The sequence below is a fragment of the Vibrio sp. 99-8-1 genome (assembly GCF_013114595.1).
In the GTDB taxonomy this organism is placed as follows: Bacteria; Pseudomonadota; Gammaproteobacteria; order Enterobacterales; family Vibrionaceae; genus Vibrio.
This window is the reverse complement of record NZ_VTXE01000008.1, coordinates 120055-146919: the sequence shown is the minus strand read 5'-3', so window position 1 is coordinate 146919 and position 26865 is coordinate 120055. Positions and strand designations below refer to the sequence as shown.

The 26865-nt window shown below is 41.7% G+C and carries 27 protein-coding genes; 17 read left to right on the top strand and 10 right to left on the bottom strand.

All coding sequences use genetic code 11. The annotated features are described in order from the left end of the window. Positions 1–88: 88 nt before the first annotated feature. The 6 genes from F0227_RS06245 to F0227_RS06220 form a co-directional block, all read right to left on the bottom strand. Positions 89–586: a ricin-type beta-trefoil lectin domain protein gene (locus F0227_RS06245; protein ID WP_171752323.1), complete on the bottom strand. Its 498-nt coding sequence runs from the start codon at positions 584–586 to the stop codon at positions 89–91. A gap of 93 nt (positions 587–679) precedes the next feature. Beyond that, a complete protein-coding gene (locus F0227_RS06240) occupies positions 680–1420 on the bottom strand; it encodes a DUF1499 domain-containing protein (protein ID WP_171752322.1) in 741 nt (246 codons plus the stop codon). A 137-nt stretch (positions 1421–1557) separates the two neighbouring features. Then, positions 1558–1800, bottom strand: coding sequence for a GGDEF domain-containing protein (locus tag F0227_RS06235; RefSeq protein ID WP_171752321.1), 243 nt, complete (start codon positions 1798–1800; stop codon positions 1558–1560). Positions 1801–1953: 153 nt separating this feature from the next. Further along, positions 1954–3852, bottom strand: coding sequence for a PhoX family phosphatase (locus F0227_RS06230; RefSeq protein ID WP_171752320.1), 1899 nt, complete (start codon positions 3850–3852; stop codon positions 1954–1956). Positions 3853–4059: 207 nt separating this feature from the next. Continuing rightward, positions 4060–5649 carry a PAS domain-containing methyl-accepting chemotaxis protein gene (locus F0227_RS06225; protein ID WP_171752319.1) on the bottom strand — a complete coding sequence of 530 codons (1590 nt, stop codon included), beginning with the start codon at positions 5647–5649 and terminating at the stop codon, positions 4060–4062. Positions 5650–5908: 259 nt separating this feature from the next. Then, entirely contained in the window at positions 5909–7513 is a 1605-nt protein-coding gene (locus F0227_RS06220; RefSeq protein WP_171752318.1) for a diguanylate cyclase, read from the bottom strand. A 328-nt stretch (positions 7514–7841) separates the two neighbouring features. On the opposite strand from F0227_RS06220, the gene F0227_RS06215 reads away from it, so the two are divergent. Continuing rightward, on the top strand, positions 7842–8732 hold the full coding sequence (locus tag F0227_RS06215) for a L,D-transpeptidase family protein (protein WP_171752317.1): 891 nt from the start codon (positions 7842–7844) through the stop codon (positions 8730–8732). Between the two features lie 60 nt (positions 8733–8792). Here F0227_RS06215 and F0227_RS06210 read toward each other — a convergent pair whose 3' ends face one another. Continuing rightward, positions 8793–9086: an Lpp/OprI family alanine-zipper lipoprotein gene (locus tag F0227_RS06210; RefSeq protein ID WP_171752316.1), complete on the bottom strand. Its 294-nt coding sequence runs from the start codon at positions 9084–9086 to the stop codon at positions 8793–8795. Between the two features lie 365 nt (positions 9087–9451). Between F0227_RS06210 and F0227_RS06205 the strand changes: the two genes are divergently transcribed. Both F0227_RS06205 and F0227_RS06200 read left to right on the top strand, forming a co-directional pair. Beyond that, positions 9452–10795: a DEAD/DEAH box helicase gene (locus F0227_RS06205; protein ID WP_171752315.1), complete on the top strand. Its 1344-nt coding sequence runs from the start codon at positions 9452–9454 to the stop codon at positions 10793–10795. A 199-nt stretch (positions 10796–10994) separates the two neighbouring features. Then, entirely contained in the window at positions 10995–11210 is a 216-nt protein-coding gene (locus F0227_RS06200; protein WP_171752314.1) for a hypothetical protein, read from the top strand. A gap of 69 nt (positions 11211–11279) precedes the next feature. Here F0227_RS06200 and F0227_RS06195 read toward each other — a convergent pair whose 3' ends face one another. Then, positions 11280–11864, bottom strand: a complete 585-nt coding sequence (locus F0227_RS06195) for a YSC84-related protein (protein ID WP_171752313.1) — start codon at positions 11862–11864, stop codon at positions 11280–11282. 305 nt (positions 11865–12169) lie between these two features. On the opposite strand from F0227_RS06195, the gene F0227_RS06190 reads away from it, so the two are divergent. The 10 genes from F0227_RS06190 (at position 12170) to F0227_RS06145 (ending at position 21041) form a co-directional block, all read left to right on the top strand. Further along, the gene (locus tag F0227_RS06190; RefSeq protein ID WP_171752312.1) at positions 12170–12526 is read left to right on the top strand and encodes a helix-turn-helix domain-containing protein; all 357 of its coding nucleotides are present in this window, start codon (positions 12170–12172) and stop codon (positions 12524–12526) included. Positions 12527–12843: 317 nt separating this feature from the next. Next, the gene (locus F0227_RS06185; protein ID WP_171752311.1) at positions 12844–13158 is read left to right on the top strand and encodes a hypothetical protein; all 315 of its coding nucleotides are present in this window, start codon (positions 12844–12846) and stop codon (positions 13156–13158) included. Positions 13159–13285: 127 nt separating this feature from the next. After that, positions 13286–14281 carry a dihydroxyacetone kinase subunit DhaK gene (locus F0227_RS06180; RefSeq protein WP_171752310.1) on the top strand — a complete coding sequence of 332 codons (996 nt, stop codon included), beginning with the start codon at positions 13286–13288 and terminating at the stop codon, positions 14279–14281. Positions 14282–14399: 118 nt separating this feature from the next. Then, entirely contained in the window at positions 14400–15038 is a 639-nt protein-coding gene (gene dhaL, locus F0227_RS06175; RefSeq protein ID WP_171752309.1) for a dihydroxyacetone kinase subunit DhaL, read from the top strand. Between the two features lie 10 nt (positions 15039–15048). Next, the gene (gene lsrF, locus F0227_RS06170) at positions 15049–15933 is read left to right on the top strand and encodes a 3-hydroxy-5-phosphonooxypentane-2,4-dione thiolase (protein WP_171752308.1); all 885 of its coding nucleotides are present in this window, start codon (positions 15049–15051) and stop codon (positions 15931–15933) included. Positions 15934–15944: 11 nt separating this feature from the next. Then, positions 15945–16496: a DUF1097 domain-containing protein gene (locus tag F0227_RS06165; RefSeq protein ID WP_171752307.1), complete on the top strand. Its 552-nt coding sequence runs from the start codon at positions 15945–15947 to the stop codon at positions 16494–16496. A 240-nt stretch (positions 16497–16736) separates the two neighbouring features. Beyond that, complete coding sequence (locus F0227_RS06160) at positions 16737–17798, top strand: alanine/ornithine racemase family PLP-dependent enzyme (protein WP_171752306.1); 1062 nt, start codon at positions 16737–16739, stop codon at positions 17796–17798. Between the two features lie 55 nt (positions 17799–17853). Continuing rightward, positions 17854–19266, top strand: coding sequence for a YfcC family protein (locus F0227_RS06155; protein ID WP_171752305.1), 1413 nt, complete (start codon positions 17854–17856; stop codon positions 19264–19266). A 104-nt stretch (positions 19267–19370) separates the two neighbouring features. Continuing rightward, the gene (locus F0227_RS06150; protein WP_171752304.1) at positions 19371–20282 is read left to right on the top strand and encodes a LysR family transcriptional regulator; all 912 of its coding nucleotides are present in this window, start codon (positions 19371–19373) and stop codon (positions 20280–20282) included. 99 nt (positions 20283–20381) lie between these two features. After that, the gene (locus F0227_RS06145) at positions 20382–21041 is read left to right on the top strand and encodes a DUF2726 domain-containing protein (protein ID WP_171752303.1); all 660 of its coding nucleotides are present in this window, start codon (positions 20382–20384) and stop codon (positions 21039–21041) included. A gap of 99 nt (positions 21042–21140) precedes the next feature. Here the strand turns inward: F0227_RS06145 and F0227_RS06140 are convergent, their stop codons facing one another. After that, entirely contained in the window at positions 21141–22052 is a 912-nt protein-coding gene (locus F0227_RS06140; protein ID WP_171752302.1) for a pyridoxal-phosphate dependent enzyme, read from the bottom strand. Positions 22053–22152: 100 nt separating this feature from the next. On the opposite strand from F0227_RS06140, the gene F0227_RS06135 reads away from it, so the two are divergent. From F0227_RS06135 to F0227_RS06125, 3 genes are all read left to right on the top strand, one after another. Then, the gene (locus F0227_RS06135; RefSeq protein WP_171752301.1) at positions 22153–22872 is read left to right on the top strand and encodes a DUF1223 domain-containing protein; all 720 of its coding nucleotides are present in this window, start codon (positions 22153–22155) and stop codon (positions 22870–22872) included. Between the two features lie 110 nt (positions 22873–22982). Next, positions 22983–23858, top strand: a complete 876-nt coding sequence (locus F0227_RS06130; RefSeq protein WP_171752300.1) for a helix-turn-helix transcriptional regulator — start codon at positions 22983–22985, stop codon at positions 23856–23858. Positions 23859–23956: 98 nt separating this feature from the next. Next, positions 23957–24829: a nuclear transport factor 2 family protein gene (locus F0227_RS06125; RefSeq protein WP_171752299.1), complete on the top strand. Its 873-nt coding sequence runs from the start codon at positions 23957–23959 to the stop codon at positions 24827–24829. Between the two features lie 147 nt (positions 24830–24976). Here F0227_RS06125 and F0227_RS06120 read toward each other — a convergent pair whose 3' ends face one another. Further along, entirely contained in the window at positions 24977–25378 is a 402-nt protein-coding gene (locus F0227_RS06120) for a hypothetical protein (protein ID WP_171752298.1), read from the bottom strand. A 517-nt stretch (positions 25379–25895) separates the two neighbouring features. Between F0227_RS06120 and F0227_RS06115 the strand changes: the two genes are divergently transcribed. After that, positions 25896–26801 (top strand): LysR family transcriptional regulator, encoded by a 906-nt coding sequence (locus F0227_RS06115; RefSeq protein WP_171752297.1) that lies wholly within the window; start codon positions 25896–25898, stop codon positions 26799–26801. The last annotated feature ends 64 nt before the right edge of the window (positions 26802–26865 follow it).

Below are 26865 nucleotides of genomic sequence, written 5' to 3'. Positions count from 1 at the left end.
GGCTTCACGAGCAAATGCTTCTAGAGCTTTCTTATCCATGTTGCTTATCCTTAGCCATGACTGGCTTAATTATAAGCAGATACACAAATTAAATTACAGTCTCCCATGGGCCTGCGGTTTGTGTTTCTGATGTAACAGCCAGACAGTAGCTATTATCCGCCTGTAGTCTAATTGTTTGATCGTCTTCTTGGTAAACAAAACCCTGATGCTTTGCATCACTACAATCTAGTAATGCGAGTTCGCTTTTTCCTTTCGCTAGAAGACCTTGCATACATAGGCCCTCAAAGGCGTAGGATTGAATTCTATTGGTTTTGCTATTGTACTCAAACCTGACATCATGCCCGGAATGGTTTCTAGGTGAGCCTTCATCTGGTCTCGGTTTACAGGTGTGAGTTTGCAACAATTCAGAGTGGCCACGACCGTACGTGTCAATGCAAAATCCATAACCGTTTGGCTCATCTAGATTGTCACTTAACACAATATATGGGGGTTCTGTGGGGACAGTTGGCTCAGCTGCCATAAGAAGTGAAGGAGAAAAAACTAAGCTAAAAGCGATTATAACGTTGGTCATGCTGTTCGGTTTCATATCTATATCATCCTTGTTATGAGTACTATCGTTGGTGTTAACATTCCACCACCCTTGTATTGGTAATAACGGTTTTCGTAATCGGTAAATCATTTACTGGTTAAAGCTATCCGTGAACTCGACAATTCGAGCGGCATTAACCCCCTGATCACTTCGTCCTACTCGAGACACACTACGAATGTCGATACGGCTTTGGCTATTTATCGGTGTTACTTGGACGACGATGTCATCCATAAAGGCAAAAAAGGGTGTTTTGGCGGTCGCTTCAAAACGCAATGTTTCGGGGTCTTCTGCTATGATCTCCCACCCTTTGCTGTGCGCAATGCCCAAGACTTTTTGGTAAGCTTCTGTTGTGGTGAGGTTTGATTGAATCGGCTTGATGTATGGATAAGCTTTTCTCTGTATTGTCGCCACCTTTTCTCCCGCGTAAATCAAAGAGTTTTTCGCACCAGAACGTGTGTTATCCAGCACTAAAAATTCAGGAGGGTTGGTGGTATCCGTTGTAATATCATGAATTGCGGGGGCACGCTTTGTTGGATTAATGGTGCCGTAAACCATGGGAGTGACTAAACCCAGTCCGATTAGCACAGCAACAAAGGATTTTATTGCCCCATTGCGGTTTCGTGCGACCAATTGAAATATAAGCCCCAGAGAACTTAAGCTAAGCAGAGAGATACCAATCGGGTTAAGGTAATTTCGGAAATAGCCAAAGCCTACGATGGGCTCCCACAAGCCCAAATGCGCACCAAAGATCATCATGGCAATAATTAACACGGCTGCGATCGCTAATAGTAATACTATGGTTCCAACATGAGATGTACGACTGTTCGTCATTTTCTATCCTTTGACTGTCATTTTCGAGAAACGATGAGCAGTTCCTTAGCTCATCACTATAGATAAAAATAGCAGTAAATGGGGTTAAGGAAGGGTTAAGGGGGACTTATTTGTTGGTTTGATAATTACTGTCTTTGCTATCTTGTAACAACATCAACACTTCTACAAAAATTGGACTCTAAGCATAGCACTATTTTCTTAAGACAATCGTCTCCTTCTAAGTGGCCGTGGTGATCATTATATTGCTTAAAGAAGTCTACATCACAAATGGCTACCGATAGTTCAAGGTGCCCTCTGAATGTCCTATCCAGCTCTTTAGAGAAAACCTCATCAAAACCACGCCTGTTGAGAATACCCGTTAACCCATCCGTTATTGCCATCGTAACGTCGAGTCATTTCTTCCCAGCAGTTGGCGATATTTATAGTCTTATGTATGGAGCGGGAATGAGGGTATGTTGTTTAGAATGAACTCTAGTTTGATGTTCACTCCCACGCTGGCGTGGGAGTGAGGTATTTTTCTCTTACAAATATAACTAGGCGCCAATCACACCGCCATCTTTACGGGTAATAGCAATAACTGAAGAGCGTGGAATACTGTCGCCACCTTGCGGGAAATGAGAAGGCGCCAGCTTTTCTCCTGGGTGCTGAACACCAACAAACATGGTCTTGTAGTCAGGTGAGAAAGTAAGGCCGGTTATTTCACAAGCTATAGGCCCCGTTAAGAAGCGGCGGATTTCCCCCGTGTGTGGGTCACTACAAAGCATTTGGTTGTTACCCATGCCAGCAAAACCATCTTTGTTTTTGTAGTTGCCGTCTGTTTGAATCCAGAGACGACCAAAGCGGTCAAATCCAATCCCATCTGGACTGTTGAACATATTGTCTTTATTAATATTATCAGAACCAGCCATTAAGCCCGATGGGTGAACTTCAGGGTTACCTGCTAACACATAGATGTCCCACTCGAAGGTATTATCTATATGGTTGCTGTTAGTCGGGCGCCAGCGAATAATATGACCATAGGGATTTTTTTCACGCGGATTTGATGCATTTAGAGGCTGTGTATCTTTAACACCACGGTACTTGTTGTTAGTCAGCGTACAAAATACTGAGTTATTGTCTGGGTGAACTGATACCCATTCAGGGCGATCCATCGTGGTAGCACCAACCTGAGTAGCTGCAAGACGTGCAAATATCATCACAGAAGCCGCGTCTGGAAAACCGTTCTCTGGAGTCAGGCCATTTTTACCCCATGTCAGTTCTAGCCACTCACCCTTACCCGTTAGTTCACCTTCAGTACCGTTAAACTTAGCGACGTAAAGCGTACCTTCTTCAAGAAGATCCAGATTGGACTTTGAACCTGGAATATATTTGTTTTTAGAAACAAATTTATACAAATGTTCGCCACGTTCATCATCTCCTAGGTAAACAACCGCATGACCTGAACCATTAATCGTCAGCGCTGCGTTTTCATGTTTGAACCGGCCAAGTGCGCTGCGTTTTTTCGGGGTGGAGTTTGGATTCATTGGGTCAATTTCTACAACCCAACCCATTCGATGTGGTTCATTTGGATGTTTAGAGATATCAAAACGTTCATCATGTTTAAACCAGTCATAGCCCCAGTCATTACTCTTCAGGCCATATCGCGTATAGTTTTCATCTAATTTGTTTTCCGCAGACGCTCCGAAGTAACCGTTAAAGTTCTCTTCACATGTTAGGTATGTTCCCCATGGTGTCTGACCATTAGCACAATTGTTCATTGTGCCAAGGATCTTCATACCTGATGGGTCTGCATCCGTTTTGAGAAGTGCATGTCCACGAGCTGGGCCGGTCATTTCCATCTCGGTAAATGCAGTAATACGACGGTTTGTACGACCTTCAGGGTTTACCACCCATTTGGCATTTTTCTTAACGAGTTCAACAATAGACACACCGTGAGCGGCTTGTGCTTTACGTACATCGTCAGCGGTAATGCTTTTGCCTTGATGTTCATATAGATATTCATTATTGGTGTACTCATTGTTTACCGCCAATACAGCACGCGTATCTGAAATTGGGAAGAAAGTCATCCCGTCATTATTATCACCAAACTGCTGTTCTTGTGCCATGGAGTTATTTGACTGGCTGAACTCAGGCGCTCCTTTAACAACAGGATCTCCCCATGAAATTAGGACATCGGCCTGATAGCCAGCAGGAACTTCAATCGTATCTGAAGTTGAGATTGGAATGGCTTCGAACCCTAATAGTTCAGACTTCGTAGATATAGAACTAGCTACTGCCTGGCTGATTGGACTTGCGGCAAAGAAACCCACAGTACTCGCGGCACTTGTCGTTTTCAGAAAATTACGGCGGGACATTGCAGCTTCAACAAGGTGGTTGAACTCAGGCTCGTGATCTAATGGGCGCTGATCGCTGTTTTGGTTAAAGTGTTTCATTTAGTGACTTCCTTTTACGTGCTGATTTTTAGCCTTTTTAGGCATTTATAATTTCGCCACTATATTGCAAGCCGAATGTGATGGTTACGTTACATTTACATAACATTTAAATTGCAGCTGTAAATAGGAGTCCCTAGAACAATAACAAAACGGCTCTTACCAAAAGCTTGGTAAGAGCCGTCTACTACTAGTTAGTGTCGCTTTTAATCAGTCGCCTAAATTATACTGTTTAAGCTGCAGTTTTAGTGACACGGACATCTTGGTGAGTGCATCGATCTTTTCTTCTAACTGCACCACACTGTCGGATGTTTTGTAAGAGAGTGCGCTAATGGAAGTGACGTTCTTGTTCATCTCTTCGGCAACGCTAGATTGTTCCTCTGCTGCGGTAGCAATTTGCATGTTCATATCATTAACATCGGTAACGGAATCAACAATTTCAGAAAAGGCATCTTCAGTATTTTGGATTTGCTCCACGGATAAGTGGACTTTTTCTAACCCTTTTTCCATGGCATTTACTGCATTGCTACTGCCGCTTTGTAGCCTTTCAATCATGCTGTTTATTTCTACTGTCGATTGTTGAGTGCGTGAAGATAATACCCTTACTTCGTCGGCTACCACGGCAAAACCTCGGCCTTGTTCACCCGCTCTTGCGGCCTCGATTGCAGCGTTTAACGCGAGCAAGTTGGTTTGGTCGGCAATACCGCTTATGGAATCTGTAATGTCACGAATTTGTTGGCACTCTTCCGCCAGTAAATTGATGGAGTTGGAGATGTTAGAAATATCTTCAGACAGCTCTAGAATTGTTTCACGAGTCGATGACACCATCATCTTACCGTTGTTGGCTGCCATATCGGCAGTGGATGCCAGTTCAGATGTTCTTGATGTATTTTGAGCGATCTCTGCAACGGTCGCACTCATTTCATTCATCGCGGTTGCCACCATTTCTGTCTCGGTATGCTGGTGGTTCATGCTCTCTTTGGTGGTGTGGCTATTTTTCGACAGTACGTCTGTGGCAACAACGAGATCTTGCGATGACTCACCAAAACGTCCTATCACCGCTTTTAGTCGGCCTTGAAGCATTTTGGCTGACATGACGGTTTCACCAATTTCATCCTGCTTAAGTATCTGGATATTATCCGCTAAGTCGCCTGCAGAGATGCGTTTGATAATGTTGTTTAGACGATGGATTCGTTTAACAACATCGTGATTAAATAAGTATAGAAGCGTTGAGAAAACCAAGATAACCCAAATGTTTGTGGCTATATCCAGTGGCGCGGAACTGAATAAAAAGCCGCCATGCCATTGGGCAAGTAAGAAAGTGACAAAAGCTAAGCATACGAGTGCGTTTACTTTGGTTGCCATTTTCATGGTAGTGAAAATACTCGGTTTGGGAATGGATTTTTGTGGGTTACTGTTTAGCTCTTTATAGAGCGTTTCTGCTGCGGAAATTTGTTCTCGAGTCGGGCAACTTCTAACCGATTGGTAGCCAATCTTTTTTCCCTCTTCAAACACCGGCGTAACATAGGCATCTACCCAGTAATAGTCACCATTTTTACACAGGTTTTTTACCATGCCTTGCCAAGGTTTGTCAGCTTGAATAGTCGCCCATAGGTCAGCAAATGCGGCTTTTGGCATATCACCGTGGCGAACAATATGGTGGTTAGAGTTGATCAACTCTTGCTCTGAGTAGCCGCTAATTTCAACAAAATCACGATTACAGTATTGTATTACCCCTTTTAAATCGGTGACAGAAACTAAGGTGGAGCTTGGCGAAAACGTTCTTTCTTTTCCATTCATGGGCTGTTACCTATTATTTTAGTTATAAATACATTGAGTTTTATTAATGATAGTGTCAATAAGTTAAATATACATGAAATTTTGAGCTTTATTGTTAATTTTATCGGTATGAAAACAGAAAACTGTAGTCGTTTTTTGAATTCGACCTCCATCAGGTACATTTTGTGATTATTGAATGAATTTTTCTTGGTCACTATTTACGGGCAGGCAGGCGTTTTTTAGTTCGTGTCTATCTACTAATAGTGAGTTTATTCTGTCGTTATCTGTTCTCTTCTTGGTAGATAAGATAACGGTTTTTTCCGTTGATCTTAGCGTCATACATGGCTTGGTCGGCTTTGGACAATAAATCTTCAATGTCTCTGCCGTGCTCGGGGAAAATGCTAATACCGATACTGCTGCCTAGTTGGTAATGTTGGTCGGCTATTGAAAATGGCTGATACATAAATCGAGTGATGTTTTTTGCTCTACTCTTAATGGAAGCAATGTCGGTAATATTTGGGATGATGATGACAAACTCATCGCCGCCAAATCTAGCGACAACAGCACTCTCTTCAAGCTGCTGTTTAATACGATTGCTGACTTGCTGCAATAGTAGGTCACCTGTACGGTGACCAAACTGGTCATTTACTGGTTTAAAGTTATCAAGATCGATAAACAGTATGGCAATTTTACTGCCATTGCTCTCCGCTATCGCCGTTGTGATTTTTAACTGTTCCATTAACAGTCGCCGATTGGGCAAGCCGGTTAAGCTGTCGTGATTAGCAAGTTGAAGAACTTTTTGATTGGCTTTTTCTAGCTCAATATTTTTTAACCGGTAGATCTCTGCAAGTTTTTGCTTCTGCTCCAGCTCGTGTTCAAAACCGAGGCTTTTTAACTTCAATTCTGTTTCCATTAGATCGTATTTTTTCGCCATTGCGTTATAACTTTTTAAATACTCTAATGCGTGTTTATAGTCTTGTTTCTGCTCGTAGACGAAACTCAGTTTTTGATAAGCGTGGCAGATAAATCGGCCAATATCATGAGTTTGGGCTAGCATTTTAACTTGGTCAAAATAGGTGAGTGCGAGCTCGATATTTTCATTCATTAGAGCCAGACAACCCAGCTCATATAAATGCTCAGTTTCTATCTTTTTATTTCCCAACTGCTTGGAAATATCAAACCCCATCATAAAACAGTGCTGGGCGGCTTTTAGGTTTTGTTGGGCAAGATTGAGCTTACCTTGCGTGACTAGCAGTTCAGATTCAAAGTAAATATCGAGATTTTCTCGGCTGCGCTTCAGGGCAGAATCTAAGTAGTGTTTGGCGTTTGTCCAATCAGCTTTGTCTATGTAGTACAAAGCAATGCATTTTGATGCGGTATAGAAGCCGGTACTGTTGAGTTCCGGAATGTCGAGAGCGCTGCTAAAAAACGAATAGGCTTCTTCAATATTGTCCAGTCCTTCGTATAGCAAGCCTAGGTTTGCTAGTGCAGAGGCTTCACGCTCTCGATTGCTTTTTTTGCGGGCTCTTTTTAGTGACTTTAGAAAATAAGGTAGGGCACTTTCGTAGTTGCCCATATCCAAATGAATGGCACCTAAGGCGTTAATGGCCTTTAGATAGCCGACCTCATCGTTAAGTATGTTGTACTGCTCAGGGAGATTTTTAAGTAACGGAAAAGCAAGATTAAACTCGCACTTCCATAGGTGATACCATGCTTGATTGAAGTCCGCGTCGAGTATCCCTTTCTGATAATTCAGCTCTTTAGCTGCATCTCGAGCTTTGTTACATTGAGTCAGTGCCAGCTCCATATCCTGAGTTAGGATGTCATGGAAATTGTCATTAAGTGAATCAATGGCGGCAATGCCTAATGTAACTATATCATCCATACGCCAGTCTATTGGTTTTGTTCAAGATCGTTTATTCGTTTTCTCTAATACTTCTACTCCTATTTATCATTTCATAACATGATTTTTATCAATAATTTAAGAAACATTCTATTTTCTTAGGTTGGACTGTTTTTACCGACATGATAATTGATAGATGCATATGAGCGGAAATGGTCTTCTGATACCGAAAAATAGTATGCTTGGTGAGTCTTTATAGACGAACTGAGAGTGACTAATTGCTTAACATTAGTTGATTCTATTGGCGAAACCGCGTTAGCCTTAACAGTGAATGATAAATTAACAAGGTAGTGTTGACGTGCTGCGAAGTATGATGGTTTTGTTAGGTTTGGTGATGACTTTCTCCAGTTATTCTGCCAGTTATCTTCTGCCTGAAGATGATAGTCAGGTAGTGGGGCGTTTACAGCATCATGTCGTTGAAAAAGGGGATACCTTTGCAAAACTAGCCAAGATCTATGATGTCGGTTTGTTATCGCTGATGGCCGCGAATAAAGGTATTGATCCTTTTTTGCCCGATATTGGTACAGTATTAACGATACCAACGATGTTCATTCTGCCAACAGAAGACCGAAGCGGCATCGTTATCAATCTCGCGGAACTTCGACTTTACTATTTTGATGACGATAAAAAGCAAGTACATATATTTCCCGTTGGTATTGGTCGTATAGGCCGAGACACTCCAGAAATGAGTTCGTATATCAACGAAAAAATCCCCAACCCCACTTGGACTCCTCCAAAATCGATTCGTGACGAATATTTAGAAAAAGGCATTGAACTGCCGAAAGTAGTTCCCGCTGGGCCGGATAATCCATTAGGTGAGTACGCGTTGCGGCTGGCCTATGGCGTTGGTGACTATTTGATTCATGGAACAAATCGAGATTTTGGTATTGGGCTAAGAGTAAGCTCAGGGTGTATTCGAATGGAGCCGGTTGATATTAAATGGCTGTTTGAGCAAGTATCACGAAAAGATCGGGTAAGGGTAGTTAACATTCCAATTAAAGTCTCTCTTGAACCGGATAGAAGTGTGTTTATGGAAGTGCATGAACCGCTAACAAACAGTGATGGTGTTCAGGAGCCTCTGGTTATGCCACAAGAGTTACAGTGGTGGATGATGGAGTTTGATATTTCAATGAACAAAGCCAGAGCGGCAATGATTGTTCAAAGTGGTGTGCCAATTGAGATAGCGGCTCCTTCGTTATAAAGAAGCCGCTATCTCTACTTAAGTCACTTTAAGGTGCTTATTCAGCAAGAACAGACAAGATTACTTAGTGTAAGACTGAGCGATATTATCAATACGCTCATTCGCTCTTATCGCTTCTTCTTGAGCTGAGAATGCGTTCTCTTTTGCTGAGTTCGCAGTATCTCGAGCATCCGTTGCTTTCATTTCAGTGCGAGACTGATTCTGTTTTAGCGTGGCTATTTCATTGTTCAGTTGTTCTATTTGACCGTTCAAGCTTTTAATTTGACTCATTGTTTGGTCATCCGGACCAGAAGAACAACCAGCAAGTAAAAGTGTTGAACCAATGGCCAATGTTAATGCTATTTTCTTATTCATTTGAGCTCCCTGTTACTATTATCTCTTCAATGACTGTTCATACTTGGCCTGAGCTTAAAGTGAACAATCGCGCTGATAAATAACGCCATCACATAAACTCGTTGAGCAACTTAAAGGTGAGTATATGAATGGTTTATGAATTACTGCGTTTAGTTACGCCATTTAGAGAGTTTACCTCTCCTATTCTCTCAAGTCATAAACTTGTTAACTATTAGTTTAGTATATAGTTTAAAAAGAGCAGATACTTTATGACTCTTCGATGCTAGTGAGTTGATGATAAAATAATCGTGATTATTTAATGTGATCTATATCCATAGATGGTGTTTTCACGGTATCATTGCGGGCTATTTTTATCATCACAATCCGTGGAGCGCACTTTGCAGTTTAAAGAACTAGGTCTTGATAACCGCTTACTTAAAAACCTTAATCACTATGCTTTTAAGCAGGCAACTGACATTCAGCAGCAAGCCATACCGGTTGCAATTGCTGGAAAAGATCTACTGGCGTCTTCCAAAACCGGATCAGGTAAAACCTTGGCGTTTGTTTTACCTATGTTACATAAAGCATTAAAAACAAAATCATTTTCTGCAAGAGATCCTCGTGCCGTTATATTAGCCCCAACTCGTGAACTGGCTAAACAAGTTTATGGTGAGCTGCGAAGTATGCTTGGAGGCTTGTCCTATACCGGAGCACTTATTGTTGGTGGTGAGAACTTTAATGATCAAGTAAAAGCGCTACGTAAGTACCCTAAATTTATAGTGGCCACCCCTGGACGTCTAGCGGATCACCTTGAACATCGTTCAATGTTTTTAGATGGTTTAGATACCTTGATTCTAGATGAAGCTGATCGCATGCTTGATCTAGGTTTTGCACCTGAGTTGCGCCGAATTCATAAAGCAGCAAAACATCGTCGTCGTCAAACATTGATGTTTTCTGCTACGTTAGAACATACAGAAGTTATTGATATCGCAATGGAAATGCTCAACGATCCTAAGCGTATAACGGTAGGTTCTGCCAGTGAGCAGCATAAAGATATTGCTCAGTCATTTTATCTTTGTGATCACCTTGATCATAAAGAAGCTATTCTGCACCGTCTTATTGAAGATGCAGATTATCGTCAGGTCATTATTTTCACCGCCACACGTGCGGATACGGAAAGACTGACAAAAGAACTCAATGATAAGAAGCTAAAAGCTATCGCCTTGAGTGGGAATCTAAATCAAGCTCAACGCAATACCATCATGAGTCAGTTCGAGCGTAGTGTCTTTAAGATACTCGTCACGACAGATGTTGCTTCTCGTGGACTAGATATTGCCAATGTAACCCACGTAATTAACTTTGATATGCCGAAACACACTGAAGAGTACGTGCATCGTGTGGGAAGAACAGGAAGAGCAGGAAGCAAAGGAACAGCGTTATCACTTGTTGGCCCGAAAGACTGGGATAGCTTTAAGCGAGTAGAAGCGTTTTTACATCAGGACTTATCTTTCTCTGAATTAGAAGGCCTTAAAGGTAAATTTAAAGGCATAAAACCTCGCCAGCCAAATGTTAAAAAGCGAGTCACAGATCAGAAGAAGAAAAAAGCGACACAGAAGAAAACTGCGAAAAAACCCGCTAAACGTGATAACAGCTTTTACAAGAATGTTTCTGTCGGTGATGAGGTATTCGTACCAAAGAAAAAGCCAGCAGCGAAACCTTCGGAAGAGTAATAGCGGTAGCGACTCTATTGCTATAGCGACACTCTGAATAGGCACTTTGTGGTTAACTGGCCAGTAACGTCAGCTAATGAAGCACTTTTAGGTGACAAGAGAACAATGTTCATATTAGGTTCATGTTGAACGGTATATGCTCTTTAAAGTCGCTTAGTTATAAGGCTGAGCGACTTAATTGAATCATCAGAGGTAGAATATGAATAGAGTATTGTTTTCAGTGTTGGCAATTTTTACCACTATTATCACGATGGTTTTTAGCTTGATAATGGTTATTCCACTGACTATTGCCGCCGTGATTACCGGCAAGCAACTGCAAAATAAATTTAAGGCTGATGCTGAGGCTGCGTCATATCAGCAGCGTTCCGCTATAGAAGGTGAGTTTGAGGACGTTTCAGAAAACGAAGTCAAATAATGAACTGTGATTCGCTTTTATTGCTCCAACTAGGATGTCAGTAAAAGCGAATTTTGCTAATCAACCGCGTTAAAAGTCATCATTCGGTGCGAACGTGAAGCCTTGACCACCAATAGAGGCTTCGTACATAAGTCCTCCTTTCGTTACTGTAAATACCGCCATATCATCAATATATTTTGCCACGCTCTGCTTTTCACCAGCGGAAGCACTGACGCCATTTGATCCTGCCGTCGCGCTTGCTCCGATTGTAAGTGCGACTGCTGAGGCTTGTGCTCCAAACTCAAAACTGTTGCTGGTAAACGATAGAAATGCCGCTTTATTTTTAAAGAATATGATTTCACTGTAAGCTTGCGCACCAAACTGTAAGCCAAAAGTAAGTTGGCTTAGTGACGTATCACCAACATACTTGTTTTGTCGATATACTCGCCCTTCACCATATGCGCCACCAATCCCTATACCACCTTTTCCTACCGTGGGAAAAATAGCAAAGCCATAACTTTCATTAAAAAAACTATCTACCTCAGGGGCTTTTTTGAAGCGATTGATCGCAGACTGGTACTTTCCTGATTCAGCATTTGCCATGGTTGGCACAATGAAGGTAACTACCGCCAACAAAAATAGACTCAGAATTTGTTTTATTGCACTAACCTGCATTTGAATAATCCTTTCAATAAGTTGAAGCCATAAATGGGGCTTATGGTTTAGGCAAAACAGTGGCTCTGCTTCGCCGATTTATGATACCAGTTTCTGTAAATTAGTCAGCATGTTCTCTGTCGTATTAAACGATGGTTACATTTAAGTACTTTGATCTTAATAGAATTGGAACACCCCAAGCCCGTTTTCTAAAAGTGTGAGCAATTTAGTGGCTGTAGCGTCAGCCTGCTTTGTTGTTCACAGATTCTATTAGGAACTTGTAGCAAAGTACCATGCAAATCGCTTTGTCTAAGGAGGAAATCTGAGTGTATAAACAGTTAACGGAAGATAAGCGTTTACAGATTTGGGCCATGCGTAAAGAAGGGAAATCCCAATCAGAGATAGCCAGAGTATTAGCTGTGCATCGCTCAACGGTTAGTCGAGAACTCAACCGCAATTCGGGCCCGTATGGCTATGAGCCACAGTTAGCGCAAAGAATGGCTATTTATCGTAAAAAATTTCATCAGCAAATTGTTGAAAGGCAGTATGAAGAGTTGCTCAAGGAGTTACTCAGTCTGGGATGGGATAGAGACCAGTGCCAGACATTTATTGTTCATCATCATCCCGAATTGACAACAGAGCAGCTTAATAGCTTGCTCGATAGCTTTGAACCAGCAATTTAATATTATTTTTTAGAGCAAGATCACGTGTTGCACTTGCTCTAACTTTCCCTCATTTGACTTATTCTAGTTTGTTGCACTTGTCATGTAGATATCGCTAAAAATGTTGTTTTTAAAGGATGATTTTGTTGCACTTGCCCCTGTTGGTTTTTTGTGCGCATTTGTTGCACTTGCTTGTTTACTGAATAAGAGTAAATAAAATTAATTATATAATTCAATAGTTTATCTCTTATTTTTGTGTGTGATATATGTCACATTCAATCGAGGGAGTACTCACTATATTAAATGCCGTACCCAAAAAACAATTCAAGGAGGGATAGATGAAAAAGTTTAATCATGTTGGTATTCCGACATCAGTCGTTCATGAGGGGGAGACATTTAATGCTGATATTGGCTTGTATGTGACCGACTTTTCTAATAGCGATAATCGTATTGAGTGGTTACGATTTTTACCAGAAAGCCCAATGCCTGAAGCGTTAAAAACGACCGCTCATGTTGCTTATGAAGTGGATGATTTACAACAAGCAATGGTAGGAAAAGAAGTGCTGTTGGAACCATTTGATGCCAGTGAATCATTAACCATTGCTTTTATTTTGGAAGATGAAGCCCCTGTTGAGCTAATGCAGTACCATTAGTGGGCGCTAACATCGTTATGATTATAGGTCAGTCAGATCACAGTGAAATAAAGCGGATTTAACTGATTTTCTATCTATTCAGTTCAGATTAATAACTGAACAAGAACGTGATAAAGAGAACCCTACAATGAAAAAATTTATCAATAATAGCGAAAATATTACGGTAGAACTTCTTCAAGGTTTGGCTATGACTTTTCCTCACAAAGTGAAAGTTCTGTCAGATAAAATTGTGGCTAGAGCGACAGCTAAAGAAGCGAATAAAGTTGCGCTTGTTACCCTTGGTGGCGCAGGTCATGAGCCAGCATTAAGTGGTTATGTAGGAGAGGGAATGCTCGATTACTCTGTCGTCGGTGATATCTTTGCCGCTCCTGGTGCCCCAAAGGTATTTGAAGCGCTAAAGCTTGCGAACTGTCCGGCGGGTGTTCTATTGATTGTGCTTAACCATGAAGGTGACGTCATGGCAGCCAATATGGCGATGGAAATGGCTAAACGAGAAGGTATCAATGTCAAAATGTTACTTACGCACGAAGACATCAGTGCGGGCTTAGATGCTGATGAAAAAGATAAGCGAGGGTTGGCGGGTTGTGTACCCGTTTATAAAATTGCCGGAGCTGCAGCTGAAGCAGGGCTTTCTCTAGACGAAGTTATACGCATTGCTGAAAAATTTAATCAAAACATGGCAACTCTAGCAGTAGCAATGAGTAATGCAACGCACCCTCAGTCAGGAATGGCGATTGGCGATTTAGCTGATGATGAGATGGAAATTGGTATGGGACAGCATGGAGAAGGTGGCGGTGGTCGAATGAAGATTCAGACGGCAGATGATACCGCTAATATCATGCTAGCGCAGCTAAGCAAGGCACTTAATATAGAGTCGGGTGATGACCTTATGTTAATGGTCAATGGCTCAGGAGCGACTACATTGATGGAAATGTTTATTGTTGCCCGAGCATGTCACCTTTCATTAGAAGAGCAAGGTGCCAAAGTAGTCCGTTCAAAAGTCGAAGAGATTTTGACGGTTCAGGAAATGGCAGGTTTCCAGATGTGTATCGGTAAGTTTGATAATGAAACACTTCAATATTGGGACAAACCTTGTAACACACCGTACTGGACTCAACAGTAGTGATTAATTGGCTTGCTGGCCTAAATCGCCAGTGAGCTGAGCTAAACCCCACCCTAAGTTAAATGGTTATGCGTCTTTGGCGTAGGGTGGCGTTTTGCCTGAATTCAGGAGAAAGGTAATGACAGAGTTCAACCAAAATGTGCTATTTGGCATGTTGGAGTATGCCGCTGAGAGCATTGAGCAACAGGTACCTCATCTAAATGAGTTGGATGGAAAAACAGGTGATGGGGATCATGGCACCACCATGATGAGAGTGTGCCATTGCATCGAAGAGTCACTCAAACAGTACGGTAGCGATTGGAATAAACAAGTCGATGATCTTGGTTGGTCGATCATGAGTCAGGATGGTGGCTCGGCAGGAATGTTAGTGGGTAATTTCTTTTTGGGTCTGGCTGAAGGCTTAACAGAACCCGAGTTATCACCCTCGCAAGTTGCCAGCACCTTCCGTGCTGGGTTAGACAAATTAATGCAATTTAGTGGTGCACATGCGGGTGATAAAACCATGTTAGATGCGCTTATCCCTGCTGTGGAATCATTAGAGCGATCCTCGTGGGATGGTGAGTCTATCGAATCTATGTTTGCCCGTGCTGCGGACTCGGCCACTCAAGGTGCAGAAGCGACTAAACAAATGATTCCAACACGTGGACGAGCAAAAAACTTGGGTGAAAAAGCCGTGGGATTTATCGATCCAGGCGCGACTAGCATGGCAATCCTGTTTGAATCTTTTAATCAATATATACAGAACGACAAAAGCTAGGAGTAAGAAAATGGCAGATAAAGATGGAATGAAGCAGGCTAAGAATTACGGCTTAGATACACCACAAGCGAATCAATCGTTCTATGTAAAAGGAATGGATCACGTTGACTGGGGTATGAAGGACAGACTGAGTCGAATATTCAGACCTGATACAGGTAAAACAGTCATGCTCGCGTTTGACCATGGTTACATCATGGGGGCGACAGCAGGATTGGAGCGACTCGATTTAGCGATTGAACCGCTTGCTCCGTATGCTGATGCGCTAATGGCGACTCGCGGTGCTTTACGAAGCTGTATTCAACCGACTCACAATAAAGCCGTCATTCTGCGTGCGAGCGCAGGCAGCACGGTTTTGAAAGATGACATGAGCCACGAGGTGGTGGGTGTCGATATTGATGACGCTTTACGTATCAATGCTTCGTGTCTTGCGATTCAAGTGTTTGTCGGTTCTAAAGGAGAGTGCAGCAGTTTACAAAATTTAGTCAATACCGTTGATGCTGGTGCCCGTTTAGGCGTGCCTACCTTGGGCGTGACCGCGGTCGGTAAGGAGATGGAAAGAACCACTCGCTATTTCATGTTGGCAACCCGAGTCATCGCAGAGCTCGGCGCTCATATTGTAAAAACTTACTACTGTGATGACTTCGATAAAGTAGTGGCCGCATGCCCTGTACCCATTGTGGTTGCTGGTGGTAAAAAGCTGCCTGAAATGGAAGCGTTACAGCTTACTTACAATGCGATCCAATCTGGTGCAGCGGGCGTAGATATGGGACGCAATGTATTCCAATCAGATAGTCCTGTAGGGATGATCAAGGCTATTAGCGGTGTCGTTCACGATAACCTAACTCCTGTTCAGGCGTACGATTTATATCAAACAGAGAAAAGTATCCAATCTTAAGGAAGGTAAAGATGAAATTTCAACAATTTATAGTGATACCTGTAATTGTCGCGTTTTTGGCATTTACCATTCAAATACTTGACCAACTACTAGCAGGGTTTATGCCTGTTGCTAATAATGTTGGCTTTGGCTGGATCGCGTTTATTGCATGGGCGATGTACTTTATGGCTGGTTGTACACTTGAAGGTGGCAAAAAAACGGTATTTGGCTACATATCCGGTATTATCGCCTCAATCGCCATCATGGAGTTAGGCGGTGCATTTTCAGGTTTTGGTTTTTTTGCTTTTCCGTTCGCCATTTTTGTTGTTGTTGTTCCATGTATCTGTTTAGAACGAATGCCGCCATTTGATTTTGTACCTGCATTATTTGTTGGTGCTGGTACATTTTTTGGTTTTATGTCTTATGTATCAGGTGCTACCTATGTAACGGCGACAGTAACTGAGCTTATCTATTGTGGGATAGGAATATTCTATGGATGGATGACGGTAACACTCAGAGGTCGTTATGAAGCATACATTGAAGAGTACAATGAAGGTCATGGAGGGCATCATATTCCTCATTAAACGAGTAAGTTAACATTGGTAATAAAGAGACAAAAATGGCGTGATATCCCAATTTCGCCATTTTTTATTAACGTCCATAATCCGATTCTTCTTAACTTGCTGATATTTATAGTTAATTTGTTTTATCAGCAAAACCGTAATTGCTTAGTCAATTTCTAAAGTAAGCATTACAAACTAGTTATTTTACCTTCCTTCGTTTTATCTGATCATTGTTTAAAAATAACAACTAAACAAAGCACCATGATCAAATACCCTAAACTTATTGCTCATAAAGAAAATATTAAATTTAATGCTCAGGCTCTAATTAAATCTTGCCAAAAATATGGCGTTGAACCTGTTGCGGTGACAAAATTAGTATGTTCTGCCCCCAGTATTATTCAAGAGATTATTCAATCTGGAATAGACACAATTGCAGATTCAAGAATAAAGAATTTAAAGAAAGCACAACATATAGCCGTTAAAAAAATGCTACTAAGATTACCTGCTCTAAGTGAAGTGGATGAGGTCATTAAATATAGTGATATCTCCCTGAACTCTGAACTGGATATTTTGCAGGCTTTGTCTCGTTCTGCGGTTGAACAAAATAAAATACATCAAGTAATTATTATGCACGATCTCGGTGATCTCCGAGAGGGCTCGATAAATATTAATATGACGCAGGAACTCGCCAGCACTTGTATCCACCTTGAGAATATCGAGTTGCTTGGTATTGGATCAAACCTTGCCTGTTTTGGCGGGGTTGAACCAAGCATAGAGAATCAGTCCAAACTGGTTGCTATTGCTAAAGAGATAGAGAACAAGTACCAAGTGAAACTGAAGATAATATCAGGGGCCAGTTCTGCCGGGTTACCTTTAATGATGGAAGGGAGCTTGCCCACAGAGGTTAACCAGCTCCGTCTTGGTGCGTCGATTCTAATGGGCATCGGCCTGAATGATATGCCAGTGAAAGGGACAAAACAGAATACCTTTACATTGAGTGCTGAAATCATAGAAGTAAAAAGAAAACCCTCTGTTCCTCAAAACTCCTCGGCGCTAGATGCATTTGGAAATGTCCCTACTTTCACAGATAGAGGCAATCGCATGCGAGCCATATGTGCTATTGGCAAACAAGATGTAAATTTTGATGAATTATTCCCCGAAGACGCGGACGTTATCATTGTCGGTGGTAGCAGTGACCACCTAATTTTAGACGTGGATGATTGCCAAAATAAATATAAAGCAGGGGATATTATTAATTTCAATCTTGGTTATTCCGGCGTTCTTCAATGCATGACTTCTGAGTACATCAGCAAAGACTTTTAGGTAATTAATATATTAAAAATTAATTACTATTATTAAGTGTGAAATGGAAATAGATATGTTTAAAATTAAAAAAATACCCAATACCTTTACAATATTATTTATACTAATTGCCTTATTTTCTATATTAACTTTTATTCTACCTGCTGGAAAATATGACCGTGTTGAAAATACTCAGTTGGGGCGAGAGGTTCCTATCCCGGGATCTTATAAAATCGTAGAAGCGACACCACAAGGATTTTTTGACACTTTAATGGCGCCAATTTCGGGCTTCTATAATCCGTCTACTTATGAAGTAGGGGCGATTGATGTTAGCCTTTTTGTTCTTATGGTCGGCGGGTTTCTTGCTGTAGTAACCAAAACAGGAGCGATTGAAACCGGTATTGCTCGAGTGATGGTGCGTTTAAAGGGGCGTGAAATATGGATGATCCCTATCTTGATGCTGCTGTTTTGCTTAGGTGGAACCTCCTATGGTATGGCTGAAGAAACATTGGCGTTTTATGGGCTGCTTATTCCGGTATTTGTGGCGGCAGGGTTCGATCCTTTAGTGGCGGTAGCGGTGATTTTTGTCGGCTCAGGAATAGGAACATTGGGCTCCACCATTAACCCTTTTGGAACAGTTATCGCGTCAAATGCTGCTGATATCGATTTCATTGAAGGAATGACCACGCGCATTGTTGTGCTGGTGGTGGCGTTTGTTGCGGGCTGTGGTTATGTGATGCGCTATGCGCACAAGATTAAGAAAACGCCTTCTTTGTCGTTGATTTATGAACTATCGGATTCTAATAAGAAGCACTTTCTTGGTAATCAAAGTGCGGATCAAGAAATACCGGCCTTAACTCGGCCACAACAGTTTGTGCTCATTCTCTTTGCCGCCACATTTATTGTCATGGTTTATGGTGTTTCGACACTAGGCTGGTGGATGGCGGAGATGAGCACACTTTTTATTACCATGGCGATCGTGTGTGGCATTGTTGGTAAATTGAAAGAAGACGAACTCATTAACTCATTCATCGCGGGAGCAGCCGATCTTATTGGCGTTGCCCTTATTATAGGTGTCGCTCGTGGCATCGTTGTGGTTATGGAAGCGGGGAGTATTACTGACACTATTTTGCATTACTGTGAAGAGCTGGTAGTCGGTAAAAGCTCCATTGTGTTCGTCAATACGGTGTATTGGATAGAAATGATGCTGTCATTTATTGTCTCTTCAACATCTGGACTGGCGGTCATGACCATGCCTATTCTTGCTCCTCTTAGTGATTTTGCTAATACAGGCCGAGAGCTCGTTGTCTCCGCGTATATGTTTGGTATTGGTACAGTACTCTTTGTCACACCGACCTATGGTGTATTGATGGGCTGTTTGGCTATTGGTCGCGTGCCATACGGAGCTTGGTTGCGATTCATTATGCCGTTGGTTTTATTCTTTATCGTGCTAAACACTATAATGCTCTCTATTAGTGCTAGCATGTAAAATAATATGTATTTTTAAAGCTTCTTTATTTGGCTATTTCTCTGAAATGTGTTGTTAACCGCTCAATATGCGTTGGTATTGAGCGCTTTTCTTGAAGGTAAACTATGTACAAAGCGTCTAATTTTGATTTAAAGCTACTTAAAATATTCGCCCAAATTGTTGAGTCAGGCGGCTTTTCTGCTGCTCAGTCTAAACTTAATATGCACCAGTCTTCGATAAGCCAAAAAATGCACGATTTAGAGCAAAGATTAAATATGAAGCTTTGTCAGCGTGGTAGAGGTGGATTTAAGCTGACCAATGACGGCTATAAGGTGTATGAAGCCTGTAAAGCGCTGTTTGTTGATATAGAGAAATTTGAACATGTGATTGATGATATTCGTTCTGTCACACTGGGGCATGTGCGATTAGCGATGACCGATAATATTGCCACTAACCCAGAATGTAATGTCTATCATGCGATACAGAAGTTCTGCAAAAAATACCCTAATGTGAGTTTTGATACCGATATTATGGACTCTCAGCAAATTGAAGAGCAGTTGATCTCTGGCAAAGTGGATATTGGCATTACCTCTTCTGAAATTATGCGTTCGTGCTTAAATTACCATTTTCTCTTTTCAGAAAAGCAGCGACTTTACTGCACACCTGACCATGACATACTGGCTTTAGGTGAGATCACCTCACGCAAAGACATCGCTCCTTATGCCGTGGTAGAAAGAGGATTGGCACACAAAGTTACCCCCTTAAGTCATAAAGACGATGTCATGCATATGGCCAGTTGCATCAATATGGAAGCGACAGCGCAATTAATATTGTCTGGACAATTTATCGGTTATTTACCGACGCATTATGCAGAGACATGGTTGAACCAAAAGCGGTTAGTGGCCCTAGACGCGCCGAAACTGGATTATCTGGCGGATTTTCACCTCACTATTGCCAAGCAAGAAGATGAGCTTTCGGTGGCACCGCTTAATTTTTATAGGGAACTTCGGGCTGCTCACAGTAAAGAGTGCCGTTAGATAGATGCTTATCTCTCATTATCGCAAATAGCGATAGCATCTTTCGGCAACTTAGTTTATTAATTAACGAGTTGTCTATAGGTAGAAGCTTGAGAGCAAATGGAAAATATTTTTATTCTTGTTGTGTTATTAGTGGTGTTCTTTTTGTTGGTACAAAAAAAACTGACTAAAAACGAAAGTTATAAAGATTGTGCATATAAGAGCAAGAATGCGTTATTAAACTCCCAAGAAATGGCGTTTTATAATGCACTGATAACCGCTGTTGGCGAGCATGGTATTGTGTTGGCAAAAGTGAACATGACTCATGTTGTTGCACCAGACAGTAGTAATAAGAAGAAGCGCTTTATCGCTAGCAGCAAAATAGCTAAGAGTTACTTTGACTATCTGGTGTGCGATCCACGTTCTTTAGAAGTGAGAGTCATTATTGAGTTTGATAATGGAAAAGAGCTTGATAAAGGCAAGATAGAGCGACAAAAACTGTTAATGCATGTTTGTAACTCTGCCAATATTCCATTAATTGGAGCGAGCATTAAACATAGTTATCAAGTTGGACGACTACGCCGCTTATTGGCGTCACATATTGACCTGATTGAACCGGATAAAGAAGTGCGTTTTTGTAAAAAGTGCGGCAGTCCAATGGTGATTAAAGTGGCAAGTAAGGGGGAGTTTAAAGGTCGTCGTTTCTTTACCTGTAGCCGCCTGCCAATCTGTACTTATACCGAAAACTACAATGTCGTGTTTGAAGACGAGGATCAGTAAAGGCAACGGCTTTTAGAAGCATTTTGTTTTTAGGACCATTTGTTTTTAGAACCATTCTATTTTTGATACATGCTTATTCCGTGACGGATATTGAAAAGCTCAACGGGATCTTAGCATCCGTTGATATCGACCTAGCATACTTTCATTCCCCAATAATCCACCCTGATGAATATACATTAGGGTTTTATCCTTATTGGCTGTCATCCACGGTTTAAGGCAGCGCCACATAAAGGGATCATACAGAAGATCAAACTCTATGCCGGTTTGTTGATGGAGAGACTGCCATAGCTGATAGTCGTCTAAATCTAATCGACCAAACTGGTGTTTCTGCTCAGCAGCTAAAATGGTGGGCAAATTAGATGATTGTTCCAACATGGCAAATTGTTCAGTTAGGTATGCTCGGTTTCCAACACAGGCGCAAGTAAGCACCTCTATATTCTCTTTGCTGAGATGTTTTTGTAAGTAGAATGCGGTAGTGCCTGTGCCAGATGGAAGAGCCACCACGAGATTGTCAACCTGCTGTTGAACCTTCCACTGTTTTATCTCTTTGGCTAGTTGTGCTACGCCATGTTCTGCTATTGGGCTGCGCCCTCCTTCTGGAATAATCATTGCGTTACTTTGATGGGCATATGTGTCGCGAATATAGTCGCTGGCATGTCGTTGTTTACGGTCATCTTGCTGTGATAAATCGATGATTTCCGCCCCCAGTTCGAGTGCGCCTCGGTAGTTTCCTCTCGGTGACTGTTTTACGTAGCTGGCAATATGATCAACATAAAAATGTAAGGTCCACTTCTTAAGGTGGCAGAGTGCAGCCAATGAATAGAGTGAATTGGCTTGTACGGAACCATAGCCCACTAAACAGTCAATATTTGGGTAGTCATTCTCTAGTAGAGACATAAACTTACGTGCTTTATTTCCTGAAAACTGCGCATGTAATAGATCATCTCTTTTAAGATAAAAGTCGTGCTGGTCAAATTGATGTTGTGTTACAGGGCTATTGATCAAGTTCATAAAGGAGTTGAGTCACTTGTATAATTTAAAAGCAGAAATTGAAATTTATCGCCTAAATTGAAGGTCTAGTTATCTATTGTCAATAGATAGGTTTTGAAATATGAATAAGGTGACATTAGCTTTGTTATCACTACTGGGCTTTGTGGCGATAAGCGCGAATGCTAGCCAAGTATGGCAGCATGATGGCAAACCCGCGCAGCTCATAGAACTTTTCACATCAGAAGGTTGCTCGAGTTGTCCTCCTGCGGATAAGTATCTTAGTCAATTTCAACGTAGTGAAAACCTCTGGACGGAAGTGATTCCGTTAGCTTTTCATGTGGACTATTGGAACTATTTGGGCTGGAAAGATGTTTATTCACACCCCTCTTTTAGCCAGCGTCAACGTATTTACCAAAGCTATGGTGCAGCGAAATCTGTTTATACGCCTGGCTTCTTTGTTGATGGTAAAGAGTGGCAAGGTTACTTTTCTCGTCGCGCATTACCTACGCAGCAGGTAAACAAAGCAGGAAAGCTGGTATTAACCCAGTCTGGTAACCAATTTGAGATCAATTATCAAACAGAAGGGCGCTTTATCGCCCATTTGACACTGCTTGCACTGGACGAAAAAACCTCAGTGAGAGCGGGTGAAAATCACGGTAAACAGCTAGAGCACGATTTTGTAGTACTGCAAAAATATCAACTGACTGCTGAAAATAATTGGCAGTTCTCTCTCGCGAATATTCCCGACAATACCGATGCTGTCGCGGTATGGCTAACTAAAGAAGATGGGTTTAAACCTATTCAAACCGTTGCGGGATATTTTAAACATCAAGCGAACTAGTGGCTGAGCGACAAGGATAAAGTTATTGAGACAAATTAACGGTACAAACTAAATTTTGCGGTGGTAATAAGATAGAATAAGCCAACAAATAAGGGTTATTGGAGCGCTAGATGCACATTCCACAAGTTGGATTTAATCACAACAAAACAGAGTCAGCAGAGTTTGAAGTGATTGAGTTGCAGACGCTCTATCAGCGGCAGTTAGCGCTCTCGCCGGAAAAACCTCACCGGGTGAGTTTCTTCAACTTCATCTATATTGAACAGGGTGATGGCGTTCATATGGTGGATTTTGAAGAGCATGCATTTTCTGCCGGCTCCTTTTTGTTTGTTCAACGTGAACAAGTCCATGCCTTTGATTTTTCTTCTAAGCCAAAAGGTAAGGTGTTGCTCTTTACTCAGGCATTTTTAGACCAAGTGCATGCTAATATGCGTTTGCCTAACTATACGCCGACCCATTTAAATCGATACCACACCCCTTTGATTCAATTGGATAGTACACACATTCAGCGTTGCGATGCCATTATTAAGGAAATCATGACGGAGCTGGCTCATGCACAATCGGATCCGTTGATAGTGATGTATCTTTTTTCTTCTTTGTCTTTGATGCTGCATCGATTGCGTCCTGATATGCGTCACGATAAGTTATCTGCTTCCCAGAGCAAAAAGTTTGCCGATTTTATTGAGCTGCTTTTTCAGCATTTTTATCAGGTTAGAGACGCAAATTGGTACGCAAATCAGATCAACACGACGTATAAAACATTGAATCAGGTGTGTAAGCTGGCGACACATTTAACCGCCAAGCAGCTTATTGACGCCTACACGATTACTGAAATTAAACGAATGTTGGTTGTGAGTAATATTACCACTCAGCAGATGGCCTATGACTTTGGCTTTGAAGACGCCAGTAATTTTGTTAAGTATTTTAAGAATCTGTCTGGTTACACTCCAAGCCAGTTTCAGAAGAGGTACCTTCAGCCTGAGTTATAGTTAGGTTCGATATTCACCATTTTTATGCATAATTCCACTCTGCATTCATTTCATTAATGTCAGTAATATTGTCCGCAACAAATCAGAAGGACAATATTATGAACAAATCATCCCTAACAAAAATCGTTAACCAATCTGTTATGGCGGCAGGTATTCTTTCTGTTGCTGCGTGCTCTACCGCGGGAACAGACAGCCAGCTCTTGTCTAATAAAGATAAAGCTGTCGCTGTGATTGCCAGTATTGAAACCGGCGCGAAAGAGCCGATTGGTTTTATCAACCCTGAAAAGTATATCCAACACAATCTGGCGGTTGCTGACGGCTTAGCTGGCTTTGGTGAAGTTATGCAGATGCTGCCAGAGGGGAGCGCAAGAGCTAAAGTAGTGCGAGCCTTCCAAGATGGTGACTTTGCGGTAGTGCATACAGAATATAATTTCTTTGGACCGAAAGCAGGTTTTGATGTGTTTCGTTTTGAAGATGGAAAAATAGTAGAGCATTGGGACAATTTACAAGAGATAGCTCCGCCTAACGCCAGTGGTCGTACTCAGTTTGATGGAGTGACAGACATTACTGACTTAGATAAAACGGAACAGAATAAAGCGATAGTGAGTGATTTTGTTCAAACTATTCTCATTAATGGTGATTTACCACAAATAGGCAAATTTATTGGCCCAGAAGACGAGGATTATCTTCAACATAACCCGGGTGTTGCGGACGGTTTAAGTGGTTTAGGTGCTGCACTCACGGCGCTTGCAGAGCAAGGAATGCCGATGGTTTATCACAAGAACCATAAAATTTTAGGTGAAGGAAATTTTGTTCTGTCTATAAGCGAAGGTGAGTTTCTTAATAAACATGTTTCGTTCTATGACTTGTTCCGTTTAGAAAACGGCATGATCGTTGAACATTGGGACACCATTGAAACGATTCCAGCCGCTTCGGAATGGAAAAACAGCAATGGGAAGTTTGGCTTTTAATAGCGATATGATTCGCTAATACATTGCTAAGTGTTCTCGCTACTGATTCGCGAGAACACTTATTTCTCAATTTGGTTCTGTCGATTCAATCAACATAGCCACTGTATCGGCGTAAGGAACAAGCAGTTCTTCGATTCAGGGGAGCAGTTAAGCCAAAGCTTTACCAAACCACTCAAAATAAGCACTATCGGCCACACGGTTTACCATCAACATTTTACCTTCATGGTTGATTACTGCCTGATCACCAAAGTGACCTTCCTTAACTTCACCACTGGTTTTGCTGCGTACTTTCAAATACTCATGATAGAAGATATGCCCTGGATGTACTTCAATTACATGACTGGCAGCAGCGTCGATAAATTCAATCTTACTAAAGATAAAGTCCCATGTTTCTGGTTTGCAAAGCCCTTCTGAACCATCACGCGCTTCATTATTTACAATGTAAGCCAGTCCGTAATGGAAAAGTTCTGCCATTGCTTGTGAGTCGGCTTTCTTTAGCCCTTCCGCATATTTTGTAAGAAATTCTTGACCGAGTGTTGTTGAGCTCATGTGTCCATTCCTGTTTATGTGTAATGAATTAGTTCCGGCCTTGTTTGAGGATATCTACCTCATACAGCGCGCCTACGGCTGTGATAAAGAGTTTGTTGCTAATTATGCAAAGTGTGATCTTTATCAACTTCCCTCAATGATATGGCCTAGATTTACCAACAAAAATAGCTAAAAAGTAAATTGTATATGCACTTTTTAGTGCACAATTAGCAGCTCAGTAACCTCGACATTAGCTTGCTCAGTGTATAGTTTACGACCAATCTTCAACTCGGCTTCTCGGATACTTACGCAGATGGTTACCTTTGCATTCTCCAAGTTTTTAATAGCGAGTTTCGCGATGTTGTCGGTTGCATCAGCGAACAAAATAGTTTTCGTAGTCGCTCCTTTATTGTCGGCTTGTTTTGTTGCGGATAAATGTAACGCTGGGAATACTGAAGATAAGTAGCATGAAAAAAACTTCCTTTATGTACTTTTTGGTGCACAATGCATTTTATTTGATGCTTAGTGGAATGAAGTAATGGCGATAGAGTTAAATAAGCAATTGATGGCATTTGTTGATGTGGTTAGGTATGAAAGCTTTGCAGAGGCAGCAAAGCACAGGGATATGCTGCCATCACTATTATCAAGAAACATAAAAAGCTTAGAAGAAAAGCTTGGTGTAGTGTTGCTCAAACGTACTACGCGCGCGTTATCGTTAACTGAAGCTGGCGAGCAAATCTATCAGCAGGCACTGGTGCTAAAAGACCTAGAGCAAAAAATGAATAGTTTTGCGCAAAATTACAGTACAACAGCCAGTGGACTCGTACGTCTTACCTGCGCATCACATCTCAGTCACGACTATGTCTTACCGACGATCAAAGCGATTCAGTCAGAATACCCCGAAGTTCATTTTGAAGTTGATTTCGATGACAGGCGGGTTGATATTGTAAAAGAAGACTTTGATATGGCCGTTCGCATCTGGGAACCACAAGACAGTTCACTGATTGGTCAGAAGCTCCGCTCTTCCAAGCTAGTATTAGTGGCAAGCCCCGAGTTTATCAACCATTACGGAATGCCTGAAAATATCTCACAACTTAGCACGTTGCCTGCTGCTTGTTATGCCAGGCTTGGGGTCATCAGAGATAAAATTCGTTACTACGATGCTGAAGATAAAATTCGAGTGGTTAATATGAACCCTGCCTATAAATCCAGTTCTCCTGAGTCTCTGGTACAAAGTTCTAAAGCAGGGATGTATTACACCATGGTAGCAGATCATAACTTGAGCCGGGAGCTGGCGAGCGGCGAGTTGATACAGCTCTTCTCGGAAGTAAGATTTCCGGCTGAGGGTTCAATTTATGCTGTTTATCCAAACAGAGATCTCAGCTTTGGTGCGCGCCTATTTGTTGACAAGCTTAAAGCACGTTTTGACTCGTTAAATCCATAACGCAAGATTGAAATACGCCCATTAATGTGGAAAAAGTACATAGTAAATTCACCTTGTGGGTATT

What these genes read in the sequence shown, in the direction of transcription:
- F0227_RS06200 (WP_171752314.1), top strand. Translation starts at nt 10,995, where the DNA reads ATGAATAGAGTATTGTTTTCAGTGTTGGCAATTTTTACCACTATTATC.
- F0227_RS06185 (WP_171752311.1), top strand. Translation starts at nt 12,844, where the DNA reads ATGAAAAAGTTTAATCATGTTGGTATTCCGACATCAGTCGTTCATGAG.
- F0227_RS06180 (WP_171752310.1), top strand. Translation starts at nt 13,286, where the DNA reads ATGAAAAAATTTATCAATAATAGCGAAAATATTACGGTAGAACTTCTT.
- F0227_RS06130 (WP_171752300.1), top strand. Translation starts at nt 22,983, where the DNA reads ATGCACATTCCACAAGTTGGATTTAATCACAACAAAACAGAGTCAGCA.
- F0227_RS06240 (WP_171752322.1), bottom strand. Translation starts at nt 1,420, where the DNA reads ATGACGAACAGTCGTACATCTCATGTTGGAACCATAGTATTACTATTA.
- F0227_RS06125 (WP_171752299.1), top strand. Translation starts at nt 23,957, where the DNA reads ATGAACAAATCATCCCTAACAAAAATCGTTAACCAATCTGTTATGGCG.
- F0227_RS06215 (WP_171752317.1), top strand. Translation starts at nt 7,842, where the DNA reads ATGATGGTTTTGTTAGGTTTGGTGATGACTTTCTCCAGTTATTCTGCC.
- F0227_RS06245 (WP_171752323.1), bottom strand. Translation starts at nt 586, where the DNA reads ATGAAACCGAACAGCATGACCAACGTTATAATCGCTTTTAGCTTAGTT.
- F0227_RS06235 (WP_171752321.1), bottom strand. Translation starts at nt 1,800, where the DNA reads ATGGCAATAACGGATGGGTTAACGGGTATTCTCAACAGGCGTGGTTTT.
- F0227_RS06225 (WP_171752319.1), bottom strand. Translation starts at nt 5,649, where the DNA reads ATGAATGGAAAAGAAAGAACGTTTTCGCCAAGCTCCACCTTAGTTTCT.
- F0227_RS06165 (WP_171752307.1), top strand. Translation starts at nt 15,945, where the DNA reads ATGAAATTTCAACAATTTATAGTGATACCTGTAATTGTCGCGTTTTTG.
- F0227_RS06210 (WP_171752316.1), bottom strand. Translation starts at nt 9,086, where the DNA reads ATGAATAAGAAAATAGCATTAACATTGGCCATTGGTTCAACACTTTTA.
- F0227_RS06195 (WP_171752313.1), bottom strand. Translation starts at nt 11,864, where the DNA reads ATGCAGGTTAGTGCAATAAAACAAATTCTGAGTCTATTTTTGTTGGCG.
- F0227_RS06135 (WP_171752301.1), top strand. Translation starts at nt 22,153, where the DNA reads ATGAATAAGGTGACATTAGCTTTGTTATCACTACTGGGCTTTGTGGCG.
- F0227_RS06220 (WP_171752318.1), bottom strand. Translation starts at nt 7,513, where the DNA reads ATGGATGATATAGTTACATTAGGCATTGCCGCCATTGATTCACTTAAT.
- F0227_RS06140 (WP_171752302.1), bottom strand. Translation starts at nt 22,052, where the DNA reads ATGAACTTGATCAATAGCCCTGTAACACAACATCAATTTGACCAGCAC.
- F0227_RS06230 (WP_171752320.1), bottom strand. Translation starts at nt 3,852, where the DNA reads ATGAAACACTTTAACCAAAACAGCGATCAGCGCCCATTAGATCACGAG.
- F0227_RS06115 (WP_171752297.1), top strand. Translation starts at nt 25,896, where the DNA reads ATGGCGATAGAGTTAAATAAGCAATTGATGGCATTTGTTGATGTGGTT.
- F0227_RS06120 (WP_171752298.1), bottom strand. Translation starts at nt 25,378, where the DNA reads ATGAGCTCAACAACACTCGGTCAAGAATTTCTTACAAAATATGCGGAA.
- dhaL (WP_171752309.1), top strand. Translation starts at nt 14,400, where the DNA reads ATGACAGAGTTCAACCAAAATGTGCTATTTGGCATGTTGGAGTATGCC.
- lsrF (WP_171752308.1), top strand. Translation starts at nt 15,049, where the DNA reads ATGGCAGATAAAGATGGAATGAAGCAGGCTAAGAATTACGGCTTAGAT.
- F0227_RS06145 (WP_171752303.1), top strand. Translation starts at nt 20,382, where the DNA reads ATGGAAAATATTTTTATTCTTGTTGTGTTATTAGTGGTGTTCTTTTTG.
- F0227_RS06150 (WP_171752304.1), top strand. Translation starts at nt 19,371, where the DNA reads ATGTACAAAGCGTCTAATTTTGATTTAAAGCTACTTAAAATATTCGCC.
- F0227_RS06155 (WP_171752305.1), top strand. Translation starts at nt 17,854, where the DNA reads ATGTTTAAAATTAAAAAAATACCCAATACCTTTACAATATTATTTATA.
- F0227_RS06160 (WP_171752306.1), top strand. Translation starts at nt 16,737, where the DNA reads ATGATCAAATACCCTAAACTTATTGCTCATAAAGAAAATATTAAATTT.